General features: G+C 67.7%; 21 protein-coding genes and 1 pseudogene. 5 read left to right on the top strand and 17 right to left on the bottom strand.

Annotation, left to right across the window (positions count from 1 at the left end):
• Positions 1–413: 413 nt before the first annotated feature.
• The 11 genes from der to steA all read right to left on the bottom strand — a co-directional run bounded on the left by der (position 414) and on the right by steA (position 13,820).
• Positions 414–1,853, bottom strand: coding sequence for a ribosome biogenesis GTPase Der (der, locus tag K7711_RS35330; protein ID WP_222975149.1), 1,440 nt, complete (start codon positions 1,851–1,853; stop codon positions 414–416).
• Positions 1,850–2,578, bottom strand: a complete 729-nt coding sequence (gene cmk, locus K7711_RS35325; protein ID WP_235748291.1) for a (d)CMP kinase — start codon at positions 2,576–2,578, stop codon at positions 1,850–1,852. The genes der and cmk overlap by 4 nt, the downstream gene beginning before the upstream one ends.
• An 11-nt stretch (positions 2,579–2,589) precedes the next feature.
• Positions 2,590–4,275 (bottom strand): pseudouridine synthase, encoded by a 1,686-nt coding sequence (locus K7711_RS49090; protein ID WP_222975148.1) that lies wholly within the window; start codon positions 4,273–4,275, stop codon positions 2,590–2,592.
• 9 nt (positions 4,276–4,284) lie between these two features.
• Positions 4,285–5,001, bottom strand: a complete 717-nt coding sequence (gene scpB / locus K7711_RS35315; protein WP_222975146.1) for an SMC-Scp complex subunit ScpB — start codon at positions 4,999–5,001, stop codon at positions 4,285–4,287.
• Positions 4,998–5,807 (bottom strand): segregation and condensation protein A, encoded by an 810-nt coding sequence (locus K7711_RS35310; RefSeq protein WP_235748312.1) that lies wholly within the window; start codon positions 5,805–5,807, stop codon positions 4,998–5,000. The genes scpB and K7711_RS35310 overlap by 4 nt, the downstream gene beginning before the upstream one ends.
• 98 nt (positions 5,808–5,905) lie before the next feature.
• Entirely contained in the window at positions 5,906–6,757 is an 852-nt protein-coding gene (locus tag K7711_RS35305) for a ParA family protein (RefSeq protein ID WP_308015098.1), read from the bottom strand.
• A 1,177-nt stretch (positions 6,758–7,934) separates the two neighbouring features.
• Positions 7,935–8,861 carry a site-specific tyrosine recombinase XerD gene (gene xerD / locus K7711_RS35300; RefSeq protein ID WP_222975140.1) on the bottom strand — a complete coding sequence of 309 codons (927 nt, stop codon included), beginning with the start codon at positions 8,859–8,861 and terminating at the stop codon, positions 7,935–7,937.
• Positions 8,862–9,092: 231 nt separating this feature from the next.
• Positions 9,093–9,743: an NUDIX domain-containing protein gene (locus K7711_RS35295; protein WP_222975138.1), complete on the bottom strand. Its 651-nt coding sequence runs from the start codon at positions 9,741–9,743 to the stop codon at positions 9,093–9,095.
• A complete protein-coding gene (gene pyrG / locus K7711_RS35290; protein WP_222975136.1) occupies positions 9,740–11,467 on the bottom strand; it encodes a CTP synthase in 1,728 nt (575 codons plus the stop codon). Before pyrG ends, K7711_RS35295 begins: the two co-directional genes overlap by 4 nt.
• A gap of 198 nt (positions 11,468–11,665) precedes the next feature.
• Entirely contained in the window at positions 11,666–12,589 is a 924-nt protein-coding gene (locus K7711_RS35285; RefSeq protein WP_222975134.1) for a copper transporter, read from the bottom strand.
• A gap of 10 nt (positions 12,590–12,599) precedes the next feature.
• Positions 12,600–13,820: a putative cytokinetic ring protein SteA gene (gene steA / locus K7711_RS35280; protein WP_222975131.1), complete on the bottom strand. Its 1,221-nt coding sequence runs from the start codon at positions 13,818–13,820 to the stop codon at positions 12,600–12,602.
• A 209-nt stretch (positions 13,821–14,029) separates the two neighbouring features.
• Between steA and K7711_RS35275 the strand changes: the two genes are divergently transcribed.
• Complete coding sequence (locus K7711_RS35275; protein ID WP_222975129.1) at positions 14,030–14,449, top strand: SRPBCC family protein; 420 nt, start codon at positions 14,030–14,032, stop codon at positions 14,447–14,449.
• 7 nt (positions 14,450–14,456) lie between these two features.
• Here K7711_RS35275 and recN read toward each other — a convergent pair whose 3' ends face one another.
• From recN to K7711_RS35255, 4 genes are read right to left on the bottom strand one after another with little or no spacing between them, the layout of a single operon-like run.
• Positions 14,457–16,238 carry a DNA repair protein RecN gene (gene recN, locus K7711_RS35270; RefSeq protein WP_222975127.1) on the bottom strand — a complete coding sequence of 594 codons (1,782 nt, stop codon included), beginning with the start codon at positions 16,236–16,238 and terminating at the stop codon, positions 14,457–14,459.
• Positions 16,216–17,202 carry an NAD kinase gene (locus K7711_RS35265; RefSeq protein ID WP_222975125.1) on the bottom strand — a complete coding sequence of 329 codons (987 nt, stop codon included), beginning with the start codon at positions 17,200–17,202 and terminating at the stop codon, positions 16,216–16,218. The genes recN and K7711_RS35265 overlap by 23 nt, the downstream gene beginning before the upstream one ends.
• The gene (locus K7711_RS35260; RefSeq protein ID WP_222975123.1) at positions 17,199–18,014 is read right to left on the bottom strand and encodes a TlyA family RNA methyltransferase; all 816 of its coding nucleotides are present in this window, start codon (positions 18,012–18,014) and stop codon (positions 17,199–17,201) included. Before K7711_RS35260 ends, K7711_RS35265 begins: the two co-directional genes overlap by 4 nt.
• 1 nt (position 18,015) lies before the next feature.
• Complete coding sequence (locus tag K7711_RS35255) at positions 18,016–18,297, bottom strand: hypothetical protein (RefSeq protein WP_222975122.1); 282 nt, start codon at positions 18,295–18,297, stop codon at positions 18,016–18,018.
• A 99-nt stretch (positions 18,298–18,396) separates the two neighbouring features.
• Here K7711_RS35255 and K7711_RS35250 point away from each other — a divergent pair, with 99 nt between their 5' ends.
• The 3 genes from K7711_RS35250 (at position 18,397) to K7711_RS35240 (ending at position 20,475) form a co-directional block, all read left to right on the top strand.
• Positions 18,397–18,864: a MarR family winged helix-turn-helix transcriptional regulator gene (locus K7711_RS35250; protein ID WP_222975120.1), complete on the top strand. Its 468-nt coding sequence runs from the start codon at positions 18,397–18,399 to the stop codon at positions 18,862–18,864.
• 80 nt (positions 18,865–18,944) lie between these two features.
• Entirely contained in the window at positions 18,945–19,721 is a 777-nt protein-coding gene (locus K7711_RS35245) for an SDR family NAD(P)-dependent oxidoreductase (protein WP_222975118.1), read from the top strand.
• Positions 19,722–19,824: 103 nt separating this feature from the next.
• Positions 19,825–20,475 (top strand): YdcF family protein, encoded by a 651-nt coding sequence (locus K7711_RS35240; RefSeq protein WP_222975116.1) that lies wholly within the window; start codon positions 19,825–19,827, stop codon positions 20,473–20,475.
• A 37-nt stretch (positions 20,476–20,512) separates the two neighbouring features.
• Here the strand turns inward: K7711_RS35240 and K7711_RS35235 are convergent, their stop codons facing one another.
• Entirely contained in the window at positions 20,513–21,406 is an 894-nt protein-coding gene (locus K7711_RS35235; RefSeq protein ID WP_222975114.1) for an HAD-IIA family hydrolase, read from the bottom strand.
• A 155-nt stretch (positions 21,407–21,561) separates the two neighbouring features.
• On the opposite strand from K7711_RS35235, the gene K7711_RS35230 reads away from it, so the two are divergent.
• Positions 21,562–22,386: an LLM class F420-dependent oxidoreductase gene (locus tag K7711_RS35230; protein ID WP_222975112.1), complete on the top strand. Its 825-nt coding sequence runs from the start codon at positions 21,562–21,564 to the stop codon at positions 22,384–22,386.
• A 400-nt stretch (positions 22,387–22,786) separates the two neighbouring features.
• Here the strand turns inward: K7711_RS35230 and K7711_RS35225 are convergent.
• Positions 22,787–23,707: pseudogene (locus tag K7711_RS35225) on the bottom strand (hypothetical protein); the annotation flags it as partial.
• Positions 23,708–24,619: the final 912 nt, after the last annotated feature.

Here is a 24,619-nt window from a genome sequence, read left to right as displayed (position 1 = left end):
TCCCCCCGGCGTATTCACTTCGCCGGGAACGACTTCACGAACGCGAAACCGATAACCACCGCGCTGACCACGGCAATGACCGCAATACTCCACATATCAATCCCTTATTCGACTGTGCAACAAGCGGATTGAAGGTACCTCGCCGCCACCCGGCCTGTCCGGGAAACCGGCCATCCCCGCACCCCTCCCCTCTTCGGGGCGCTTGTGCCCGCACGATCAACCGGATCGCGCCGACCGAAAATTCCGAACTCACATGTATCAATGCGCATAGTTGAGTACGAACATGTTCCAAACCGGACATGTTCCAATGCCTCAACTACCGAAGCAGCGGGTGAAAAGTGTGTGGATTCCTCCGCGGAGTGCGGAGATCAGAACCTCCGGTGGGCCGGGTCCCGGCCCACCGGAGGTGGAATCTACTTCTTCCGGCGGTCGCGCTTCTCGCGGACGCGCACCGAGACCCGCACCGGAGAACCGTCGAAACCGAATTCCTCACGCAGTCGGCGCTCCAGGAACCGGCGGTACCCGGCCTCCAGGAATCCGGTGGTGAACAGCACGAACGTCGGCGGGCGCGTGGTCGCCTGAGTGACGAACAGCACGCGCGGCAGCCGTCCGCCGCGCATCGGCGGCGGGGTGGCCGCGACGACTTCCTTGAGCCAGGTGTTCAAGCGACCGGTCGGGATGCGCTTGTCCCAGGACTCGAGGGCGGTCTCCATGGCGGGAACGAGTTTCTGCACCGCGCGACCGGTGTGCGCGGAGATGTTGACCCGCTGTGCCCACGGCACCTGCACCATTTCCCGGTCGATCTCGCGTTCGAGCTGCTCGCGGCGATCCTCGTCGACCAGATCCCACTTGTTGTACGCCAGCACCAGCGCCCGCCCGGTCTCGGCGACCATGCTGATCACCCGCAGATCCTGCTCGGTGATCGGTTGCGAGGCGTCGATCAGCATGACCGCCACCTCCGCGGCCTCGATCGCCGACTTCGTGCGCAGCGAAGCGTAGAACTCGGTGCCGCTGGCATTGGACACCTTGCGGCGCAAACCCGCGGTATCGACGAAACGCCAAGGCTTACCGCCCAATTCGACCAGCGAATCGACCGGGTCCACGGTCGTGCCCGCCACGTCGTGCACCACCGAACGCTCGTCGCCGGACAACTTGTTCAGCAGACTGGACTTGCCGACATTCGGCTTGCCGACCAGCGCGACACGACGGGGCCCGGAACCGGGCGCGGCGACATCCTCGCGCGGCGTCTCGGGCAACGCCTCGAGCACCACGTCCAGCAGATCACCGGTGCCGCGACCGTGCGCGGCGCTGACCATATGCGGCTCACCGAGTCCCAGCGACCACAGCGAGGCCGCCTCCGCCTCGAGCTTCTCGCCGTCGACCTTGTTCACGACCAGCACGACGGGCGTCTTCGAGCGGCGCAACACCCGGACCGCCGCCTCGTCGGTGGCGGTCGCGCCGGTGGTCACGTCGACCACGAGCAGGATCGCGTCGGCGGTCCGCATCGCCAGTTCGGCCTGACGCGCCACCGACTGCTGCAGCCCCTTGGCATCGGGTTCCCAGCCTCCGGTGTCCTGCACCAGGAATCGCCGACCCGCCCAGGACGCCTCGTAGGAGACGCGGTCGCGAGTAACACCCGGAACGTCCTCCACCACGGCCTCGCGACGACCCAGGATGCGGTTCACCAGAGTCGATTTGCCGACGTTCGGGCGGCCGACCACGGCCACGGTCGGCATCGGGACATGCTCGTGCCCCTCGACGTCACCCTCGAGATCGGCGATCTGCCAATCGGCTTCGTCGGTCCACACACCGTCGGCGGCGTAGCCGACAGCACCGGTGTCCGGCAGGGTCATCGCCCTCCTCCTGACGAGATCTGTTGCGCCACAACCTGGAACAACTCATCGATGACCTGCTCGCGGGTCAGCTCGCTGGTGTCCACGATGACCGCGTCCGAAGCCGGGCGCAGCGGGGACACCGCACGGGTGGAGTCCAGGGTGTCCCGGCGCTGCACATCGGCCAGCACGGCCTCGTAGTCGTCGCCGCGGCCCTCGGCGATGTTCTGCTGATTGCGCCGGTACGCGCGGGCCGGGGCCGATGCGGTCAGATAGATCTTGGCGTCCGCACCGGGCAGCACGACAGTGCCGATATCGCGGCCCTCGACCACGATTCGTCCTGCCGCAGCGGCGATCTCGCGCTGCAACGCGACGAGCTGCTCACGCACTTCGCTCACCGCCGACACCGCGGAGACCGCCTTGGTGACCGCATCGCCGCGGATCTCCCCCGACACGTCCACGTCGTCGAGTTCGATGACCTCGTGGCTCGGATCGGTGCCGATTCCCAGTGGCAGATCCTTCACCGCCACCGCGATCGCCGCGGGATCGGTCAGATCGACGTCGTTGCGCAGCGCGTGCAGCGTCGCGACCCGGTACATCGCACCGGTGTCGAGATACCGAGCGCCCAGCCGGGTGGCCAGCAGCCTGGACACACTCGATTTGCCGGTCCCCGAGGGGCCGTCCATCGCGATGACCAGCGAATCAGAACCCGACATGCGTTCGGGAATCTCGATATCGATCGACATCTTCACACCGTTCACAGGTCCACCGCCTCGTAGAGCTTGCCGATTTCGTCGCGTCCGAGCACCCGCAGCGTGCCGGGACGTTGGTCACCGAGCGCGACCGGGCCGATCCGTGTGCGCACCAGCGCGGTCACCGGATGGCCGATCGCGTCCAGCAGCCGCCGCACGATGTGCTTGCGACCTTCGTGCAGAACGACTTTCACCAGCGATCGGCCCTCACCGACCTCGAGCACCTGGAACTCGTCGACCGTGGCCGGGCCGTCGTCGAGTTCGACGCCCTTGCGCAGGCGCTTGCCGACATCGCGCTGTACCTCGCCGTCCACGGTCGCCAGGTACGTCTTGGACACCTCGAAGGAGGGGTGCATCAGCCGGTGCGCGAGATCGCCGTCGTTGGTGAGCAGCAGCAGTCCCTCGGTGTCGGCGTCGAGCCGCCCGACGTGGAACAGCCGCTGTCCGGCCATGACCCGTTCGGCGACGATATCGCCGACGCACGGCCGGTTGAACTCGTCGGACATCGTGGACTGGAAGCCCTTGGGCTTGTTCAGCGCCAGATAGATCTGTTCGTCGCGCACCACGATCCGCACGCCGTCGACCCGGACCACGGCGGTATCGGGATCGATGCGCAGACCCTGTTCCCGCACGATCACGCCGTCGACCTCGATGCGGCCCTGCTCGATGAGTTCCTCCGCGACCCGGCGGGAGGCGACGCCCGCCTTGGCGAGCACCTTCTGCAGCCGCTCTCCCTCGCCCCAGGGCAGCTTCTTCGGACCCTGCTGCTCCTCCGCCTCGACGTTCTGATGCCGGGCGGGCTTGGCGAAGCTGAGCACGGTGGGCTGCTTGCGCTGCGGCGCGGGTTTCGGCTTGCGGTTGGGTGCGGGCTGCGGCGTCAGCGGACGCGCGCCGCCGATCCGGCCGGCGGTGTTGCGCCCGGCGATCGAACGCCCCTCACCGCGCCCCGGCAGTGCCTCCGGCGCGCGCCCGCGCCCCGCGAAGCCCCCGCGCTGGCCCTGGGAACCGCCTCGGCTCCCGGTCGGACGTCCCTGCGAAGAGCTGCCGCGCCCGCGATCCTGGGAGTAGCCGCCACCGGTGCGGTCCGGTGCGGAACCACGACCACCGCCGTAGCCGCCACGTCCTCCGCGATCCTGCGAATAACCCCCGCGACTATCACGGTCCTGCGAACGACCACCCCGCCCGGCACCGCGATCCGAGGAATAGCCGCCACGACCACGGTCCTGCGAATAACCCCCGCGACTGTCACGGTCCTGCGAATAACCACCCCGCCCGGCACCGCGATCCGAGGAATAGCCGCCACGACCACGGTCCTGCGAATAACCGCCACGACTGTCACGGTCCTGCGAATAACCACCCCGCCCGGAGCCCCGCTCCGAGGAATAGCCGCCGCGACCGCCACGGTCCTCCGAATAGCCGCCGCGGCTCGACCCACGATCCTGCGAGTAGCCCCCACGTCCGGCGCCGCGATCCTGCGAATAGCCGCCACGGCTGCTCCCGCGATCCTGCGAATAGCCGCCGCGTCCGGACCCGCGCTCCGACGAGGAGCCGCCGCGGTCCGAACGATCCCCCCTGGAATATCCCCCGCGGTCGGCTGCGCCACCCGCGCGACCGCGGGGAGCCCGGCCGCGCGGCGGTTGATTGTCTCTGTCACGATCCGGTGTGCCATCTCGGCGAGCGGGTGTGTTCACTTTGTCCTGTCAATCCTCGGCGCCGAGGTCGATATCCGACTCGGCGGGTTTCTTCAGCCTGGTGTACCGGGGGTCGGTGTCCAGACTCTCGTTGATCTCATCGATCAGGTCGACGCCCGGCAGCAGGGGCGCCAGCGGCGGGAGATCCGCCAGCGACGCGAGTCCGATCCGTTCCAGGAACAGTTCGGTCGTGACGTACAGGGTGCCGTTGGTATCGGTATCGGTCCCCGACTCGGCGATGAGCCCGCGGGCGACCAGAGTCCGAATCACACCGTCGACATTCACCCCGCGCACGGCGCTGACCCGTGCTCGCGTAACCGGTTGACGATAGGCGATGACGGCCAGAGTTTCCAAAGCGGCACGGGTCAGTTTGGACCGCGCACCGTCCAACAGCATGCGTTCCACATACGGCGCGTATTCGGTCCGCGTGTAGTAACGCCAGCCGTCACCGGCGTATCTCAGGTCGATACCGCTACTGCGGGCGGTCAGCTCGGCCGACATCTCCCGCAACGCCTGCGTGACGCGTTTCTCACTGTCGCCGACGGCCGAGGCGAGCAGTTCGACCGATGCCGGTGCGTCCGCGACCAACAGCATCGCCTCGAGCGCCGAGCGGAACTCGTCCTCGCCGAGCGACTGCGCGCCGAACTGTTCCTCGACCGCGCCGTCGTCCTCGGCCGCACGAGCATCGCCGCCCTCGGCCGCATCGGTACCCGCTGTCACCGTCACCCGTAATCCTCTTCGATAGTCACCGCTTGCGCCGCCTGCGCATCGTCCGCATCGCCGATCCAGCTGACCGCCAGGGGCCCCAGCGGATCGGGCTGGTCGAATTCGATCGTCTTGCCCCGGTACAGCTCCAACAGCGCCAGGAATCTCGCGACGATCTGCACCGGCAGCTCGCAGTCGACACAGATCTCGTGGAACGTGGTCCAATTGCCCGCTCCGCGTGCACGCAACATCTCCAGCACCATCGCGGCCTGCTCGGCGACCGAGATCGCGTGGGCGTGCAGATGGTCCAGACCCACCCTCGGCACCGGACGTGGCCGGAACGCCGCCGCGGCGATATCGGCGAAACCGGCGGCGTCGACCCCCAGCGTAACCTCCGGCAGGAGTTGCAGGTAGCGATCCTCCAGCGACACCGCCCGCGGATAACGCCGCAGCGCCGCCGCTTCCAACTCCCCCAGCAACTCGGCGACCTGCTTGAACGCCCGATACTGCAACAGCCGCGCGAACAGCAGGTCGCGCGCCTCGAGCAGCTCCAGATCGTCGGCGTCGGTGACCTCCCCCGAGGGCAGCAACCGCGCCGCCTTCAGATCCAGCAAAGTGGCGGCCACGACGAGGAACTCGGTGGTCAGATCGAGAATCTTGTCCGCGCGCAGGGTGCGATCCTGATTCAGCGTCGAGGTCAACGCCTTGGTGTACGCGATGAATTCGTCGGTGACCTTGTGCAGCGCGACCTCGGTGACATCGAGCCGCCGCTGGCTGATCAGCTGCAGGAGCAGATCGAAGGGACCCTCGAAATTGCTCAGGCGCAGATGGAAGACGTTCGTTCTGTCCGGATTGTCGGCGGCCCCGGCGTCTTCGGGGTTCGCCTGAGCGGGAGCGGGTGGATCCGTAACAGTGGCTTCCGCGGTCACCGGCCCGACCGGTGAATGACTTCCCGTGCCATCGCCCGATACGCTTCCGCGCCACCGGATTTCGGCGCCCATGTGGTGATCGGTTCACCGGCCACACTCGCGTCCGGGAATCGCACGGTCCGATTGATCACGGTGTCGTACACCAGATCCCCGAAGACCTCCACCACTCGGGCCATCACCTGCCGCGAGTGCAGCAATCGTGCATCGAACATGGTCACTACGATGCCGTACAGGCTCAACCGCTGGTTCAGCCGGTCCCGCACCTTGTCCACGGTGTCGGTGAGCAGGGCCAGGCCACGCAGCGAGAAGTATTCGCACTCCATCGGAATGACCACGCCATCGGCGCAGGCCAGCGCGTTGACGGTGAGCAGACCCAGCGACGGCTGGCAGTCGATGAGGACGTAGTCGTATCGCTCGGTCAACGGGGCCAGCGCCCGGCCCAAGGTCTGCTCCCGGCCGACCTCGTTGACCAGCTGGATCTCGGCGGCGGACAGGTCGATGTTGCTGGGCAGCAGATCCATCCCGTCGACCTTGGTGGACATCAGTACGTCGTCGACCCCGGTCCGGCCGCCAATCAGCAGATTGTGCACGGTCTGATCCAGATCGTGGTGCGCGACGCCCAGACCCGCGGACAGCGCCCCCTGCGGATCCAGATCCACCAGCAACACCTTGCGACCGTATTCGGCCAGCGCGGCGCCGAGATTGATCGTCGAGGTCGTCTTGCCGACGCCCCCCTTCTGGTTGCACATCGCGATGACCAGCGCGTCTCCGTGGCGGGACACCGGCGGCGGTTCCGGTATGTCGCGCAACGGGCGTCCCGTCGGTCCCACTTCCGTGCCGTCCGCCACGATATCCTTCGCCTCCCATAATGTTCGGGCCGCATGCTCTATCCGCGATCCTGATCGGTTGTATGAAAGCGGGTCTGTCGCAGCTCTCCTATGCGGTTCTCCCGCACCGGCTGTCGTCATATCCGCTGCTCCTTACAAGTCCTGCATTGCCCCACCCAGCGCTGCGGGGCCGATCTTCATCAGGGTGTGCCGCGTTAAGCACTTCCATAGACGCTACCGCCTCGTAGCACAACACCGCCTTTCCGCCTCTCCGGGACTTCCGCGTGTCTCCCCCGCCTCGCTGCTCCGCCTCCCCGCGTCTTCGGCGTGTCGTTGGCTGTCCAAGACTCGAGCTTCGGGCCGGCGGTTGAGAGCCGATCACCCTTCGGACGTGCCCGGGGAGTTACCCATGTTCTTGCGAAATCAGTTGGTACGTCCGCTTCTCCGAGGCGTTCGCGTGCCGTTGAGCAGGGCGGACACCTGTGCCCTCGGGGCGGCGGTTGGGAGCCGATCACCTTTCGGGTGTGCCCGGGGAGTTACCCGTGTTCTTGCGAAATCAGTTGATACGTCCGCCTCTCCGAGGCTTCCGCCGGGCCGATGAGCCGGGCAGAGACCCCCGCCTCGAGCCTTGGTTGGAGCCGATCACTTTTACGCGTGCCCGCCGAGTTGCGGATGTTCTTGCGAAATCGGTTGTTGCAATGGTGAGCCGACGCAAGTCGGCATCGTCGAGAAGCCTGTGGCGGCAGGTGGTTTGCGGGCCGCCGAGGTTGGCTGCGGTGGCTATGAAGTTGCCCATGTGCTGTGCGGGGTTGGCCGCACTCGGGACGACACCGTGGGTGGACGCCTCGATCGAGAGTCCCACTGTTGCAGAGGGGGCGGGTTGCGACAACCGATTCGGGTAATCGAATGCGAGCTATAGGCGATGAGCTGCGATTTCCGGGTTGCAGTAATCGTGCCCGGAGATTTGCTGCTGGCCCGAATTCAAGCAGTCTGCGGATGATCCGGCGCGTGCTGGTGTTCCAGGATTGTGTTCAGCGTGGGGGACATGGCTGCTGCACGGAATTCGGGCAGCGTGCGGGTAATCCGGTGCGAGCTGCGGTTTCGGGGTTGTGGTCACCATGTGCGGAGATGGGGGCCGGCCGGGAATTCATGAGCGCATGTGGATAGTCCCGGGCGAGGTGTGGTTCCCAGGGGGCGGTTATCGTGCGCGGGGGTGGGCGGTGGCCCAGACTTCGTGGAGGGTGTTGACGGTGACCAGGGTGTAGATCTGGGTGGTGGTGACCGAGGCGTGGCCCAGTAGTTCCTGGACGACGCGGACGTCTGCGCCGCCGTCGAGCAGGTGGGTGGCGAAGGAGTGGCGCAGGGTGTGCGGGGAGACCGCGGCGCCGATGGCTGCTCGGTCGGCGGCGTCCTGGAGGACCTGCCAGGCGCTCTGGCGGGACAGTCTGCCGCCGCGGGCATTGCAGAACAGGGCGGGATTTCCGGTGCCGCGCATGGTGAGTGCGGGGCGGCCGCGCACCAGGTAGGCCTCCAGAGCCTCCAGGGCGGGGCGGCCGATCGGGACGATGCGTTGTTTACCGCCCTTGCCGCGCAGGACGACCGCACGGGCGTCGGCATCGATATCGTCCACGTCCAGATCGATCGCCTCGGAGATGCGCGCGCCGGTCGAGTACAGCAGCTCGAGCAATGCCCGATCGCGCAGTCCGCGCGGGCCGCCGTCGGCCGCACCGGAACCGCCCGCCGCCTCCAGCAGCCGCGAAACCTGGTCATAGGGAAGGGCTTTGGGCAGACGTCGGGCGGGCGTGGGCGGTTTGACCGCGTGGGCGACATCACCGGCGGTGATGCCCTCGGCAGCGGCGAAGCGATGCAGTCCGCGCACGGCCACCAGCCCGCGCGCCGCGGAGCTGGCCGCCAACGGCGGATACCCGTGTGCACCCGCCCGCAGCGACACCGTGAAATCGCCGATATCGCTCTCGGTCACCTCGCCCAGGCCGGCAATCCCCCTGTTGGTCAGGAATTCCCGGTATCGTCCCAGGTCACGCCGGTACGCACTGAGCGTGTTGCGCGCGGCCCCGCGCTCGACCGCCAGATGGTCGAGGTACGCATCGATCTCGCGCTGCAACACGTCCACATCATTGCAGCAGGGTCCGACATCATCCTCGCCCGAAACGCACGCACCGGCGGCAGGCGCGGTCGGCCAGGACCCGCTGCGAGCGTGCGATCGGCGACGACCGGCGGTGGACCGGTCACCCGTTCTCACCCGGTGCCGGACCGATCAGCAGCTCACCAGTGGCGGGCCTACCAGCAGCTCTCACCCGTGACGAACCGACCAACAGCTCTCACTGGCGGCGAGCGGTCAGTCGGTAGCGGCGGCGGACTTCCGGTCGAGGAACCTGGTCGGCATCCCGGGCCACGGCGCATCGGCAGGACGCAGCTCGATTCCCGACGACCGAGCAGTGGACAGCGCCAGCACGCCCGCCACGGCGGTCGCGTTGACGATCTCACCGGCCAGCGCGGCGCGCACGGCGTCCTCGACGGACATCCGCACCAGCTGCAGGTCGGCCTCCTCCAACTCGGGTTCGGGCCGATCGGTCCGGTACAGGTCGGTGGCCAGATACACCCGCAGCGACTCGTCGGTGAATCCCGGCGACAACGCCACATCGACCAGCACCGACCAGGTGCGCGCGGCCAGGCCGGTCTCCTCGGCCAGTTCCCGCCGGGCCGCAGCGAGCGGATCCTCGCCCGGTTCGTCGAGCAGACCCGCCGGCAGCTCCAGCAGGCGGCGGCCGATCGGATGCCGGTACTGGTTGATCAGCACCAGATCACCGTTCTCGTCCAGCGCGGCGACCGCGACGGCGCCGTGATGTTCGATCACCTCGCGTTCGGCGACCCGCCCGCCCGGCATTTCGACCTGATCGAGCCGCAACGCCAGGATCGCCCCGGAATACACGATGCGACTCGACACCGTCCGGAAATCGTGGGTCCCCGGTGCGCCGAGCTCGCTCATCGAGACACGCTCTCTGCTCCGTCGAGTTCCGCGTCGCCCTCGATCTCGACCGGAAGACGTTCGGCCGCTTTGTATTTCAGCGCCGCCGCGATCAGCGCGGCGAACAGCGGATGCGGCCGCGTCGGGCGGCTCTTGAGCTCGGGATGGGCCTGGGTGGCCACGAAGAACGGGTGCTTGTCGCCGGGCAGCTCGACGAATTCGACCAGATGCCCGTCCGGGGAGGTGCCGCTGAACCGCAATCCCCCTTCGGCGATCTTGGCGCGGTAGGCGTTGTTCACCTCGTAGCGGTGCCGGTGCCGCTCGGAGACCTCGGCCTGGCCGTACGCCTGCGCCACGACCGACCCCTGTTCCAGGATCGCGGGATACGCGCCCAGCCGCATGGTGCCGCCCAGATCGGCCTCACCGGCGACCGCCTGCTCCTGATCGGCCATCGTGGAGATCACCGGATGCGACGTCTCCGGCTCGAACTCGGCGGAATTGGCGTCCTCGAGCCCAACCGCGCGTGCGGCCTCGATCACCACGCACTGCAGGCCCAGACACAATCCGAGCAACGGAATACCGCGGGTGCGCGCGTAGCGGATCGCGCCGACCTTGCCCTCGATACCGCGGATGCCGAATCCGCCCGGGATCAGCACCGCGTCCACATCGCCCAGATGCGCCTGCGCACCCGCGGGAGTCTCGCACTCGTCGGACTGCACCCAGCGGATGTTCACCTTCGCCTTGCGGGCGAATCCACCCGCACGCAGCGCCTCGGTGACCGACAGATAGGCGTCGGGCAGATCCACGTATTTGCCCACCAGCGCGACGGTCACCTGCTCACGCGGGTTGTGCACCCGTTCGAGCAGATCGCCCCACACCGTCCAGTCCACGTCCCGGAACGGCAGGCCCAGCCGACGCACCACATAGGCGTCCAGGCCCTCGCGGTGCAGCACCCGCGGGATGTCGTAGATCGACGGCGCATCCGGGGTCGAGATGCACGCCTCCACCTCGACGTCGCACATCAGCGCGATCTTGTTCTTCAGCCCCTGCGGGACCTCACGGTCGCACCGCAGGACCAGCGCATCGGGCTGGATACCGATATTGCGCAGCGCGGCAACCGAGTGCTGGGTCGGCTTGGTCTTGAGCTCGCCCGAGGGCGCCAGATAGGGCACCAGCGTGACGTGCAGGAAGAAGCAGTGGTCCCGGCCCACCTCGTGCCGGATCTGCCGGGCCGCCTCGAGGAACGGCTGGGATTCGATATCGCCGACGGTGCCGCCGATCTCGGTGATCACCACGTCGGGGGTGTTGCCCTCGTGGTCCGGGGCGCTCATCGCCAGGATGCGGGACTTGATCTCGTCGGTGATGTGCGGAATGACCTGCACGGTGTCACCGAGGTACTCACCACGCCGCTCCTTGGCGATGACCGACGAATACACCTGTCCGGTAGTGACATTCGCGTACTGGGTCAGATTCCGGTCCAGGAAACGCTCGTAGTGGCCGACGTCGAGGTCGGTCTCGGCGCCGTCCTCGGTCACGAACACCTCGCCGTGCTGGAACGGATTCATGGTGCCGGGATCGACGTTGAGATACGGATCGAGTTTCTGCATCGTCACCCGCAGGCCGCGCGAGGTGAGCAACTGGCCGAGGCTGGAAGCCGTCAGGCCCTTACCGAGTGAGGAGGCGACGCCACCACTGACGAAGATGTGTTTGGTAGCCGTTCGCGACGGAATCCGTGATTGACCCACGGGTCTTCACATTAACACGAAAAACCCCCGTCAATCGAATGCAACGCGCAGTAGCCGAACAGTGGCTGGCCGGGGGTTCTCCCCGATGTCACACCACCGCGGGCCGCGCGAACAGCATCCGGGTGTCGCGCGCCGCCCGCTGCTGCGAATGTGCCCGCAACGCCGTGATGTGATCACGAGCACCGGCCGAGGCCCCGGCTACGGCAGCGCCCCGACGGTCAGCGAACTCGCCTTGGCGCCGGTGCCGTACCGGCCGGTGAGCCCCTTCAGCTGTTCGCTCAATCCGAGAGCTGTTGTGACCCGGCCGATTTCGTGATCCACATTGTCGACCGTCGTCACCGAACCGGCCAGCCGTCCGTCCGTGCGCACCACCGCGATCGGGCCCGCGCCGTCAGCGGATCCGGCCCGGCCCGCCAGTACGGTCCCCGCATCGCGTCCCCGCAACCCGCCCGCGAATTTCGCGATGATCGAGCCTCGATCGTCCTGCGCGGCCTGCGCGCCGTCCCCGGTCACCACGACGGCCAGTTGCGCGGGCTGAACATCACCGAAGGTGAGGAAGCCCCCACTGCGCAGGGTGTTCAGGATCAGCGAACGCTCCTGGGGAGTCGCGCGCTGATGCCCGTCGGCGGGATCGGTGAGCAGTGCCAGCCCGAGCAGATCACCGGCGAGGCTGCCCTGATCGACCGAGTCGGTCTGCAGCTGCGCACCGGCGGGAATCATATTCGTCACCGCGGTGCGCAGCCGATCACCCTGACCCGAGTCGACGAACGGATTCGTCAATGCGATCGTGCCGGTCACCGCCGCACCCGCGGCGCGCAGTGCCTTGCCGACGGCCTCGACGTCGCCGTGGTCGGCATCGGGCGTGGTGAACAGCAGGACGCTGTGTCCGCCTAGAGTGCCACCGAGCAGCCGCCCCTGCGCTCCGGCCAGAAAGGCGTCGGAGGCGGCGAGTTCACCGCTGAGCCGGGCATGTTGCGTGGTCAACGTGTCGACCTTGGACTGCAGTTCGTGATCCGGGCGCAGCGCGGTCAGCACCCCCGAATGTGAACCGAACACCACCCCGATCGCCAGCGCGAGGAAGATCCCCGCAATCGAGATGGCGTGCTGGCGTAGCGAAATCACCTGTTCCCCTTCAGTGTTGCCGATTCAACAAATTCGATAGGTCGTGTCCCACGCCGCGGGCCTGATGCCACACCGCCGCGGCCCAGTCCAGCGCCTCGCCGCCCAGATGCGAGGCGAGCACCGCCACGATCAGCGCGACCAGCGCGGCCAGCACCACCAGCGCCACCGCCCAGCCCGAGGTGCGATGGCCGTAGAGCGTGGCCACGGCCTTGGCGTCCATCAGTTTCGGACCGGTCTTGAGCCGGGTCAGGAAGGTCGCCGGATTGGATTCACGGCGGCTGCGATCGAAGAAGTCGTCCAGCGACGCGGCCGCACCACAGGTGATGATCAGCGCCGCGCCGTGATGATCGGCCAGCAGCAAGGCCAGGTCCGGGGCCGATCCCGAGGACGGGAACGTGGTCGCGCCGATGCCCAGGTCCTGAATGCGGTCCAGGCCCTTGGCGTGCCCGTCGGTGTCAGCGGGCAGGATCACCTCGGCGCCGGATTTGAGTGTGGTGGCGGTGATCTCCTCCGGATCGCCGACGATCAGATCGGGCCGGTAACCACAGCGCGCCAGCGTATCCGCGCCCCGGCCCACACCGACCAGAATCGGCGCGTACTCCTTGATGAAAGGCTTGAGCGCCCGCAGGTCGTCGCGATGGTCCGGACCGTCGGCCACCACCACGACGTGCCGGTTGCGCATGTCCAGATCCAGCTCCGGAACGCCGAAACCGTCGATCAGCAGCGCACTCTCGGTGCGGATGAATTCGATCGTGTTGCCCGAGAACGCCTCCAGATGATCGGCCAGGCCGTTGCGCGCGGCGATCATCCGTTCGCCGATGCTGGATTCGGTGAGCTCGATCCCCTCGACCAGGACCTCGGGTTCCTTCCTGGTGAGCCGGTCGGCGTAGACGACGGCACCATCGATGCGCACCTTCGCGCCGTCCTTGATCTTGGCGAAGACGTCGTTGGATACCGCGTCCAGCAGCACGATTCCGTTGGCGACCAGCACCTCCGGTCCGAGATTCGGATAGCGCCCGGAGATCGACGGCGAGGCGTTGATCACCGCCGCCACTCCCGCCTCGACGAGCCGGTCGGCGGTGAGCCGATCCAGGTCCATCTCGTCGAGCACCACGACATCGCCGGGTCCCACTCGTTTGAGCAGACGCCGGGTGTTGCGGTCGACGCGTGCCAGACCCGTGCGGCCCGGCAGCATTTCGTTGTTCTTCGACAACAGCGCCAGCATCTTCATGGCAACCGATACTGACCGCAAACTCTCAACCATTGGTGGAGGCGCGCCGCATTCACTATCACATTCGTTACCGCGACGCCAATGACACTTCGCACGCCCGGAAGATCCGGTGCGGATATGCTGTCCTCGCGACGCATTGCTGAGACTCGGTGTCACAGAAAATTCGCCGCGCTGCCGCGCCCGTCCAGAATCCCAAGGAGATTCCGCCCATGACCAGCACCACGATCGACACGGTGATTTCCGCTCCCCGCGACGTCGTCTACAAACTCTTCACCGAACGCGACAGCCTCAACGGCTATCTGCCCGTCCGATTCACCCTGAAGAAGCCTGGCGACACCGAACGCACCGGCGTGGGCGCGCAATTCGTCGTCGGCCGCGGCGGCGTGGGCGTCACCGAGGAGACCACCCTGTTGGTTCCCGGCGAACGCATGGAATACAAGATCGTCGCCGGCGCCCCCGTCCGCCGCCACGTCGGCATCATCACCTTCGCCGACGCCCCCGGCGGCACCTTGGTCTCCTACCGCATGGATTCCGAACCGAAACTCCCCGTCCCCGACCGCATCACCGAACTCGCCCTACGCGGCCTGATCAACCCGTTCCTGTCCGCGGCCCGCAAAGCAGTGAAGTAACGGCGCGTCAGCTGGCTGCTGAGGTGGCGGTGTCCTTCTCGGCGTTGGCTGTTGCGAGGAGTTCCTCCGCGTGAGCTCGGCCGGTCTCGGTGTCGTCGAGACCGGCCAGCATGCGGGCGAGTTCCTTGACGCGTTCGTCGTCGGTCAGGGTGCGCACGCCGCTGTTGACGCCCTTGCCGTCGTCGACCTTGTCCACCACCAGATGGGTGTCGGCGAAGGCGGCGACCTGCGGGAGATGGGTCACCACGATCACCTGATGGGTGCGCGCCAGCCGGGCCAACCGGCGGCCGATCTCCACCGCGGCCCGCCCGCCGACACCGGCGTCGACCTCGTCGAAAACCATCGTGCTGCCGTGTTCGGACCGGGCCAGCACCACTTCCAGTGCCAGCATCACCCGGGACAGCTCACCACCGGAGGCACTGCGGCTCAACGGCAGCGACTGCGCCCCCGAATGCGCCGACAACCGGAACTCGGCCTCGTCCACACCGCTGGATCCGGCATGTAATTCCTTGCCGCCCACCGTGAGCGGCGCGGAATCCTGCGCACCGGCGGGCATCGGCCGCACCTGCACCTCGAGTTTCGCGCGGCCCATCGCCAACCCGCCCAGTTCGGTGCTCACCGCGGCGGCCAGCTTCTTGGCCGACTTGGTGCGCGCGGCGGTGAGCTTGCGGGCGGCCTCGCGCACGTCATCGGCGGCGGCTTCGACCTCCGCGGCCAACGCGGTCAACGCCTCCTCGGACACGTCCAGCGAATCCAGCCGCCCGCGCGCATCCGTGGCCCAGGCCAGCACGCCGTCGATATCGGGCGCGTATTTCCTTGTCAGCGTTTTCAATTCGGCCTGCCGGTTGAGCAGCGAATCCAGCGCGTTGGGATCCGAGGGCAGATCGGACAGGTAACCGCTGAGCTCGGTGGTCAGATCCACCACGACCGAGATCGCGTCGCCCAGGCGCGGAGCCAGATCACTCAGCGCCGGATCCTGTGCGGACTCCAGCCGTGAGCGGGCCGCACCCAGCAACTCCAGCGCACCCGAACCCTCGCCGGGCGCATCGGCCGGGCCGGCCAGCGCATCGTGCGCCCCGGTCGCCGCCTCGCGCAGCGAATCCAGATCCGACAGCCGCCGCACCTCCGCGACGATGCGCTCGTCCTCGCCGGATTCCGGTGCCAGAGCGTCGATTTCGTCGAGCGAATGCTTCAGCCGATCGGCTTCGAGGGCGAGTTCGCGGCTGCGCGCGGTGCGTTCGAGCAGCTCGCCGCGGGTCTGCAACCAGGTGCGCCGGGCCAGGCGGTATTTGCGCAGCAGAGTGGCGACCGAATCACCCGCGAACTGGTCCAATGCCTGCAATTGCTGATCGGGCCGCTGCAACCGCAGCTGATCGTTCTGGCCGTGCACCGTCAACAGCGGCGCGGTGAAATCCCCCAGCACTGCAGCCGGCACACTGCGCCCGCCCAGATGCGCGCGCGAACGCCCGTCGCTGCCGACAGTACGTACCGCGATGATGCTGCCGTCGTCATCTCGTTGCGCCCCGGTCGATTCCAGAACCTTCTCGACCTCGTCGCGAGCGGCGTCGTGCACCTCCTCGATGGTGAACCGGCCCTCCACCACCGCACGCGGCGCGCCCCGGCGCACCCGTCCGGCATCGGCGCGCGCGCCACCCAGCAGGTGCAGGCTGGTCACCACCATCGTCTTGCCCGCGCCGGTCTCACCGGTCAGACAGGTCAACCCCGCATGGAATTGCGCTGTGGCGGTGGATATGACGCCGAGACCGTCAATCCGTATCTCTGTCAGCACTCGTGCTCTCCGTTCGGCGGTGTTCGCTATCGCCCGAGCGGGTGCGCTCCGGCCGACGGCCTCGCCATCCTGTCACCGGCAACTGGAATTTGCGCACCATCCGATCGGTGAACGGCGCGGAATCCAGCCGCACCCACCGCACCGGCTCGTCCCCGCGGACCGCCTCGAAACGCGCACCGCGCGGCAGCGCCAGGGTGCGGCGGCCGTCCAGGAATACCACCGCATCATGCCCTGTCGCAACGGTTTCCACCGCGATCCGCGAATCCGGGCTGGTCACCAGCGGTCGGGCGAACAACGCGTGCGCATTGCTCGGAATCACCAGCAACGCTTCGAGTTCCGGCCACACCACCGGACCACCCGCGGAGAAGGCGTAGGCCGTGGATCCGGTCGGGGTCGCGATGAGCACCCCGTCACACCCGAATTGCGAGACCGGACGCCCGTCGACCTCCAGCACCAGTTCCAGCACGCCCATCCGGACGGCGTTCTCGATACTGGCCTCGTTGAGTGCCCAGCCCCGTTCCACCACCACATCATCCACGCGGACACTGACATCTATCGTCATCCGCTGCTCGAGGCGGTAATCCCCGCGCACCACCTGCGCCAGCGCCTCGTCGATGTGCTCGGCCTCGGCCTCGGTGAGAAATCCGATGCGGCCCAGATTGATTCCCAGCACCGGCACCCGCGCCGGACGCGCCATCTCCGCGGCACGCAGGAACGTGCCGTCCCCGCCGAGGGCGAGCACCATCTCGCACCCCACCGCGGCATCGGGTCCGTGCGGGACCGCCCGCACCGGATATCCGTCGGGTTCGGCGCTCTGGTCGCAATCGAGTTTGGTGCTGTACGCCTCGTCCGCGAGTACGCGCAGACCGATACCCGCATCGGAGAAGATCTTCGCCACCCGATGCGCGGTCTCGGTGAGTTCGGGACGGCCGGGATGGGCGACCAGCAGAATCTCCCGGTTCACTGTGGGCCCTCCTCCACCGCGCGCTGTACCAGCGCAGTCACATCCACCTCTGCATCGTCATCCTCCCGGCGCAGCCACAGGAAGTACTCGACATTGCCGGACGGTCCGGGCAGTGGGCTCGCCACCACCCCGCGGGTGCGCAGACCGAGAGCGGCGGCCGCCGCGGCCACCTCGCGCACCGATTCGGCACGCAACGCAGGGTCCCGCACCACACCGCCGGAGCCTACTCGGTCCTTTCCGACCTCGAACTGCGGCTTGACCATCGGCAGCAGGTCCGCACCGGGCAGACAGCACTGCGCCAGCGCGGGCAGGACGAGCCCCAGCGAAATGAACGACAGGTCCGCGACGACCATCTCGACCGGCCCACCGATCGCGTCCGGGGTGAGCGCGCGGACATTCGTCCGGTCGACCACCCGCACCCGCTCGTCGGTCTGCAACCGCCACACCAACTGGCCGTAGCCGACGTCCACCGCGACCACCTCGCGCGCACCCCGCGTCAGCAGCACATCGGTGAATCCCCCGGTCGACGCACCCGCGTCGAGGCATCGGCGACCGGAGACGGTCAGGCCGTGCGGCTCGAACGCCTCGAGCGCACCCAGCAGTTTGTGCGCACCGCGCGAGGCCCACCGCACCTCGTCCGGTTCCTCCCGCACCAGCAGCGGTGTACCCGCCTCGACGGCCGTCGCCGGTTTCGAGGCGACCGAACCGTTGATCAATACCCGGCCCGCACCGATCAGCTCGACCGCATGCTCTCGCGAGCGTGCCAAACCACGGCGAACCAGTTCCGCGTCCACCCGAGCGCGCTTGGCCACCTCAGATCTTGTCCACCGTCGTCAGAGCCTGGACCAGCACATCGTGCGCCTGCTCCAGAATGCGGGCGCGACGGGTGATCTCGGCTCCCGCACTCGCCGATTCCGCACCGCCGGTATCGGTCTCACGCGATCCGGCCCGCAGTTCGGACATCAGCTCGTCGATCTGCGCACGCACGGACGCCGGATCGGCGAACCCCGCAGGATCGGCGCCCTGCAGATGCTGACCGGGCAGCGGCACTCCCGGCCGAGGCCCGTTGGGCACGGGCGTATGCGACGTAGTCATGGTGCCGACAACGCTACCGGAGACACGATTCGACGAGTATCAGGCGGGGTTCGGGGTCGAGCGCGCACGACCGGGCAGGACCGGAGGTACCGTCCACACATGATCGGCGAGGACGAGACCGCAGCCACTCCCCTGCCTGCTCCGGGGACCGGCGACGCAATGCTGAGTGACCTTCTCTGGGAGGTTTCGGCATACGTCGAGCTGCTGGGCGAGGCCGCGCTCGCCGACCTGCCGATCAGTACCGCATCGAGCGGGATGCTCATGACCGTCTACGCCGACCCCGACATCACCGTCGCGGAGATATCCCGGCGAACGCCGAGAAGTCAGCAGGCCATCAGCCAGATCGTCGGCCGCCTGGAGCGGATGGGACTGATCGAACGGCGGCTGAAACCGGGCCGAGGCGTCGGCCTGCACCTCACCGCCGAAGGCCGGACCATGGCCGAACGAGCCTTCGAGCAGGAACGCGCCACCGATGAACGGATCCGCGGCGTTCTCGGCGAGAAGAACCATGATGCGCTGCGCACACTGCTCGCCCGGAGCCGCGATCTGCTCCGACCAGAGCAGTAGATAGGCCCCCTTGACACAAGGCCTTGTTAAAACAAGGGATTGTGTTAATCTGTGGCCACACAGCGGAACGGAGTCCAGCGATGGTCCACGAATCCCTCGTCGACATGATCAGCCTGAACGGTCGTCGCGCACTGGTGACCGGAGCCGGGTCGGGTATCGGACAGGCAGCCGCCGTAATACTGGCGAAAGCCGGTGCGTCGGTCCTGGCTCTCGATATCGACGGCGATGGCCTATCGGAAACGAAGACCAGCGCTGCGGAGGTGTCGAACGTGAAATTCGACGTCGCCCTCGTCGATGTCTCGGACCATTTCGGCGTCGAGAACGTATTGAGCGGCGAGAGCCTCGACATCGTCGTCAATTCGGCCGGAATCATGGCGCCGGACACACTCGCCACCACCGACGGCCACGACTGGGACCGGGTGCTGTCAGTGAACTTGACCGGGTATTTCAACGTGCTCAAATCCGCCGTTCCGCGCATGAATCGCCCCGGCAGCGTGATCCAGATGTCCTCGATGATGGGGCATGTGGGGCTCGCATTTCCCGCCTATACGGCCACGAAAGGGGCGGTTCTGTCGCTGTCCAGGCAGCTCGCCGGCGAACTCGGCCCGGACGGCATCCGGGTCAACTCGCTGAGCCCCGGAATGATACTGACCGGGATGACGCAGGACAGTCTCACCGACGACAACCAGCGTCATCACATAGCTGCCCGCACTCCGCTGCGAACAGTGGGCACCGCACAGGACATCGCCCACGCGGTCCTCTACCTCGCGAGCGACCTGTCGGCGTTCGTGACCGGCACGGATATCCTGATCGACGGAGGACTCACCTCCACTCTGAACTTGGCCGCCGCGGTCTGATCCACTGTCACCGCACACTGTTCGCTCCGAGACCACTTCCTCCGCACCGCGCGACGTTCCCGGGATGAGCCGCGAGGGCGCGGCTTGTTGGCACAATGACCCCATGCGAACCAAGGGAGTGGGCGCAATTCTGGGGTGTGCCGTCGCGATCGCGGCGGCGATCGTCAGCGGATCCGAGTGGATGCACTGGCGTGCCGCGCGCCGATATCTCGGTACGCGGCCCGATACCGGTCACGGCACCCACGCTCTCGTGGTTCTGGGATTCCCCGCTCGCGCCGACGGCAGCACGCACCCGCTGCAGCGGTGGCGTTGCCGGATCGCCGCCCGCTCGATGACGCCCGGTGCGCTCGTCGTGTTCTCCGGCGGCGCGGTCAAGGGCCCGTGGGTCGAAGCCGAGGTGATGGCGCGCTACGCGCACGAGCGACTGGGTATCCCGGCCGAATCCATCCGCACCGAGACCGAGGCCGAAAGTACTTGGCAGAATATCGAATTCACGATTCCGCTGATCGAGCACGCCGACCGGATCGCCATCGTCTCCTCCCCCATGCACGCCGCCCGCGCCCGCCGCTACCTCCACCTGCAACGCCCGGACCTCGCCGCCCGCCTGACCCCCGCCGCCGACTACCGGCCGTTCGAAGCATGGTGGTTGAAAACCCCCACCGCCGTCCACGAACTCGCCGCCATCGCCCGCCGCAACGCGGGCCGCATGGTCGTACGCGCCCTCGGTGAACTCGACCTCCGGCGAAACGAGTAGCACCGGCGCGCCGACCCGACTACTTCCGCACGCGGCACTAACCGATGATCGGGATGGCCTTACCGGGATGGCGGTGCAGGCGATCGGACAGCTGCTCCACCAGGTCACCGTCACTGTGCCGGACCGGATCATCGTGCAGCACAGGATGATTCAGGGCATCCAGGCTGCCGGATACGTAGGTCGGAAGCCGATCGGCGGACCGCGCGCCGAGATCGGCGAGGGTGCTGACGCCGGTCAGGACGAGCAAGGATTCCAGGTTCACGCACAGCGCGCCGTCGATATCGGTGTCGAGGCGGTCGCCGACGATCAGGGCCGAGCGGGATCCCGCACGGGTGAGCGCATCCTCGACCAGCGGTGCGTACGGCTTACCCGCGACGATCGGCTCGGCATCGGTGGCAGTCCGCAGTGCGGCGACCATCGCACCGTTTCCTGGGGCCAGCCCGCGTTCGGTGGGCAATGTCGCATCGGTGTTCGCGGCCACCCACAAGGCACCGGCCCGCACCGCATAAGCGGCCTCGGCCAGGTCCGGCCACGCGATCTGCGGCGAATAGCCCTGCACGACCGCGGCGGGCACGTCGTCGCCGAACCGTCGTATCGGGCGCAACCCGACCCGCTCGACCTCCGCGGCCAGATCATCCGCACCGACGATCAGCACACTGGCCCCCGGCGGCAACCGATCGGCCAGCAGATGCGCCGCCGCCTGGGCGCTGGTCACCACCTGATCCGCATCGGCGAGGAACCCGAGTTCGCTCAGATGCGCGGCCACCACCCCCGCCGACCGGCTCGCATTGTTCGTGACATACATCAGCGCCTGCGCCGAATGATCACCCGAAAGCGCCTCGGGCGCACCGGGAATCACTTCATTCCCCCGATACAGGGTGCCGTCCAGATCCAGCAGCAGAGCCTCGAACCGATCCCGCAACCTCGTCACGACAGCCCGCACCACCTTCATCTCCACCGATACGCTCGCGCCGGGACGTTACCCGGACTGCCCGAGCCTACTTGGTCCGCCCGAGCCCGGCTCGACTCGCACGAACCGCCGGACTCCGTGGAATACCGGCGCGCGGTCGCTGGTTCGGCCTTCGTATGAAGATCGGAGTCAACACCTTTCTGACCGACGAAGGAATCGCCGGTCCCGCACTCGGTCGGGCACTCGAAGAGCGGGGATTCGAATCGCTGTTCCTCGCCGAGCATTCACATATCCCGGCAAGCCGGAAAACGCCCTATCCGGCCGGCGGCGAGCTACCCCGCCACTACTACTACCGCACGCTCGATCCGTTCGTCGCCTTCGGCGCGATCGCGGCCGCGACCGATCGACTGATTCTGGGCACCGGCGTCACCCTGCTGATCCAGCGCGACATCATCCACACCGCCAAGGAGGTGGCCGGCCTGGATTTGCTCTCCGGTGGCCGCGTCGTCTTCGGCGTCGGTGTCGGCTGGAACCGCGAGGAAATGGCCGATCACGGCACCGACCCCCGCACACGTGGTGCGCTGCTGGACGAGCAGCTCGCTGCCCTCCAGGCGATCTGGACCGAGGAAACCGCCGAATTCCACGGCAGATTCATCGATTTCGATCCGATCTACGCGTGGCCCAAACCCGTCCAACGGCCCCATCCGCCCATCTTCATCGGCGGCGGTGCTGCCGCGCGCGATCGCGCGACGCGCCTCGGCGTCGGCTGGATCCCCAACGGCGTCGACACCCCGGCGGCGGTGACCGAGCAACTCGCCGAATTCCGCACAACCGGTCTGCCGATCATGATCACTCCGGCTCCGGCGGACCTCGCAGTATTGGACGCCTATGCGGAGGCAGGCACGCAACGCGTAACTCTCAGACTCGACACGGCCCCCGAAGCCGACACGCTCCGCGCCTTGGACGAGTTGGCGACGTTGGCCGAGAGGTACGCCGAATAGGTTTCGCTGCCGTCGCCGGCACCGAAGACACGACAGCACTGGGCAATTGGAACATCTTGTCTTGTTCGCCGAGGCGAGCTGGCACAGGAGTTGCCTCGTCCAGTCAGCCGGACACGCCCCGCGACCAACCACATCCGAGCTGACCATCAGCCCAAGGCAACCCGGCGACCAAGCACGTCCGAGCTACCTCGCACCATCGGCCGAAGACGACTCGGCGACGAAGCACATTGGAGCTGCCTCGTCCCGTCGGCCGGAGGAGACGGGGCGAGCAAGCGCTACCTCCGTGAGGTCAGCGCTTGTCGTCGTCGGGGGCGGCGTCCGTGGGACCGGTGTCGTCGCTGTCGCGGCCCAAGCCGCCCGGGACGATCTCGCCCTCGTCGAACTCGTCGTCATATCCGGCGGCGAGTTCCTCGGCGCGCTCCTCGGCGTCGGTATCGCCCTCGACGTCGGCGGCCGCGGCGTTGAAGAACCATTTCAGCGCCTCGTCCGAACGGTCGGCAGCCAGCAGTGCCTCGGCGTAGGCGTAGAACAGCCGGGCCGAGGCCGGGCCGACCCGCGCCGGGTCCAGTTCCGGCGTTTGCAGGGTGACCACGGCCTGGTCGTACTGGCCCAGATCCATCCGAGCGCCGGCGACGACGATCCTCAGCTCGGTGGCCTCGTCCGCAGTCAGTTGCTGAGCCTCGTCACTCCGGCCGAGTTCGATAGCCCGTTCGGGACGGCCCAGGCCGCGTTCACAGTCGGCCATCACCGCGAGCAGACCGGCACCGCCGGACATCCGCCGCGCGGTACGCAGCTCCGAGAGCGCCTCGGCCCATTCACCCGCGTGATAGGCGATCACACCGGCGGTCTCCCGGACCACCGCGATCCGCCCGGCGCGCTGCCGCGCGGCACGGGCGTGTTCGAGCGCGAGTTCCGGTTCGTCATCGATCAGACGCGCGGCCATCACCAGATGGCGCGCGACGGTCTCGGCATTGCCCTTGTCGAGGCTCAGCAGATCGCGCCGAACGCTCGAATCCAAATCCGATGCCTGCGCGTCCTCGGGAAGCGCGGGCTCTTCGGGCCGCGGCGGACGACGATCGGCGCCGCGTCCTACGGCGCCGAATTGCGCCCCTTCCCCGCCACGGCGACGGTCCGAACCGGCACCACGGTCGCCACCCGGCCGACCACCCTCGCCACGGAAATCGGCATCGTCACGCCGGAAACCGCCGCCCTGGCCGCGTCCGCGATCATCGCCTCGGGGCCGATCCGAACCGCGCCGAGGCTCCGGGCGCCCACGATCGTCCTCGAACGAGCGAGCAGGTCCCCGGCGATCGCCTCGTCCCTGGCCACGGTCGTAACTACCGGGACGATCGCCGTCCCGTCGCGGACCCCCACCCTGCCGATCAGGGCGACGCGCGTCCTCACGCCCCGGACCACCGCGGTATCCACCCGCCGAACGGTCCCGGTCCCTCCGGTCGTCACGGCCCGCACTGCTCGGCCGACCGGAATCACGCCGATCCCCGGTCCGACCGAACCCGCCGCTATCGCCCCGGTTCTCCCGATCCGATCCGCGCCGGAAACCACCCTCGTCACCACGATCGGAACCACCACGCCGGAAACCACCCTGATCACCACGGTCCGAACCACTACGCCGGAAACCGCCCTGGTCACCGCGATCGGATCCGCCACGGCGGAAACCGCCCTGGTCACCACGGTCGGCACCACCCCGGCGGAAACCACCACGGTCCTCGGAATCCGACCCGCCACGGCGGAAACCGCCGCGCTCGCCGCCTTCTCGGTCACCGGAACCACCGCGCCCGGAGCCGCCGGTGCGATCCCGGAATCCACCACGGTTCTGCTCGTATGGGCGATTCGACTCCGGACGGCCGGAGTCGCCGCGATCGGAACCCGAGCGCCGGAAGCCGCCACCGGACCGACGTTCCTCACCGCGTCCGGCGTCGTCGCGCCCTTCGCGTGGCGGGTACGACCGACCTTCGTCGCGGCGCTCACCACCGGCCCCTTGGCCACCGCCGTTGCGGCGGAACGGTTTGCGACCGTCGTTCTGCTCCGACACGGTGGTCCCTTTCTCCGACTTCTGCTCGTACCCGGCCGCAGCGCACGCACTGACGTGTGACCTGCGGGAGCGACCCGCACAATCCAAATTGAATCACGTGGGGGTGACACCCTGACCACGGGCACAGGGTTACAAACGCAGAGAAGGGGACCCAAGACTGGGTCCCCTTCTCGCAAAGGA

Source organism: Nocardia coffeae (assembly GCF_019890715.1).
Lineage (GTDB): Bacteria > Actinomycetota > Actinomycetes > Mycobacteriales > Mycobacteriaceae > Nocardia > Nocardia jiangxiensis.
Note: the sequence above shows the minus strand (reverse complement) of the source record. Positions and strands in the feature narration are given on the sequence as shown.

What these genes read in the sequence shown, in the direction of transcription:
- der (WP_222975149.1), bottom strand. Translation starts at nt 1,853, where the DNA reads ATGACCCTGCCGGACACCGGTGCTGTCGGCTACGCCGCCGACGGTGTG.
- cmk (WP_235748291.1), bottom strand. Translation starts at nt 2,578, where the DNA reads ATGTCGATCGATATCGAGATTCCCGAACGCATGTCGGGTTCTGATTCG.
- K7711_RS35295 (WP_222975138.1), bottom strand. Translation starts at nt 9,743, where the DNA reads ATGAGCGAGCTCGGCGCACCGGGGACCCACGATTTCCGGACGGTGTCG.
- steA (WP_222975131.1), bottom strand. Translation starts at nt 13,820, where the DNA reads ATGAAGATGCTGGCGCTGTTGTCGAAGAACAACGAAATGCTGCCGGGC.
- K7711_RS35275 (WP_222975129.1), top strand. Translation starts at nt 14,030, where the DNA reads ATGACCAGCACCACGATCGACACGGTGATTTCCGCTCCCCGCGACGTC.
- K7711_RS35255 (WP_222975122.1), bottom strand. Translation starts at nt 18,297, where the DNA reads ATGACTACGTCGCATACGCCCGTGCCCAACGGGCCTCGGCCGGGAGTG.
- K7711_RS35250 (WP_222975120.1), top strand. Translation starts at nt 18,397, where the DNA reads ATGATCGGCGAGGACGAGACCGCAGCCACTCCCCTGCCTGCTCCGGGG.
- K7711_RS35245 (WP_222975118.1), top strand. Translation starts at nt 18,945, where the DNA reads ATGGTCCACGAATCCCTCGTCGACATGATCAGCCTGAACGGTCGTCGC.
- K7711_RS35240 (WP_222975116.1), top strand. Translation starts at nt 19,825, where the DNA reads ATGCGAACCAAGGGAGTGGGCGCAATTCTGGGGTGTGCCGTCGCGATC.
- K7711_RS35230 (WP_222975112.1), top strand. Translation starts at nt 21,562, where the DNA reads ATGAAGATCGGAGTCAACACCTTTCTGACCGACGAAGGAATCGCCGGT.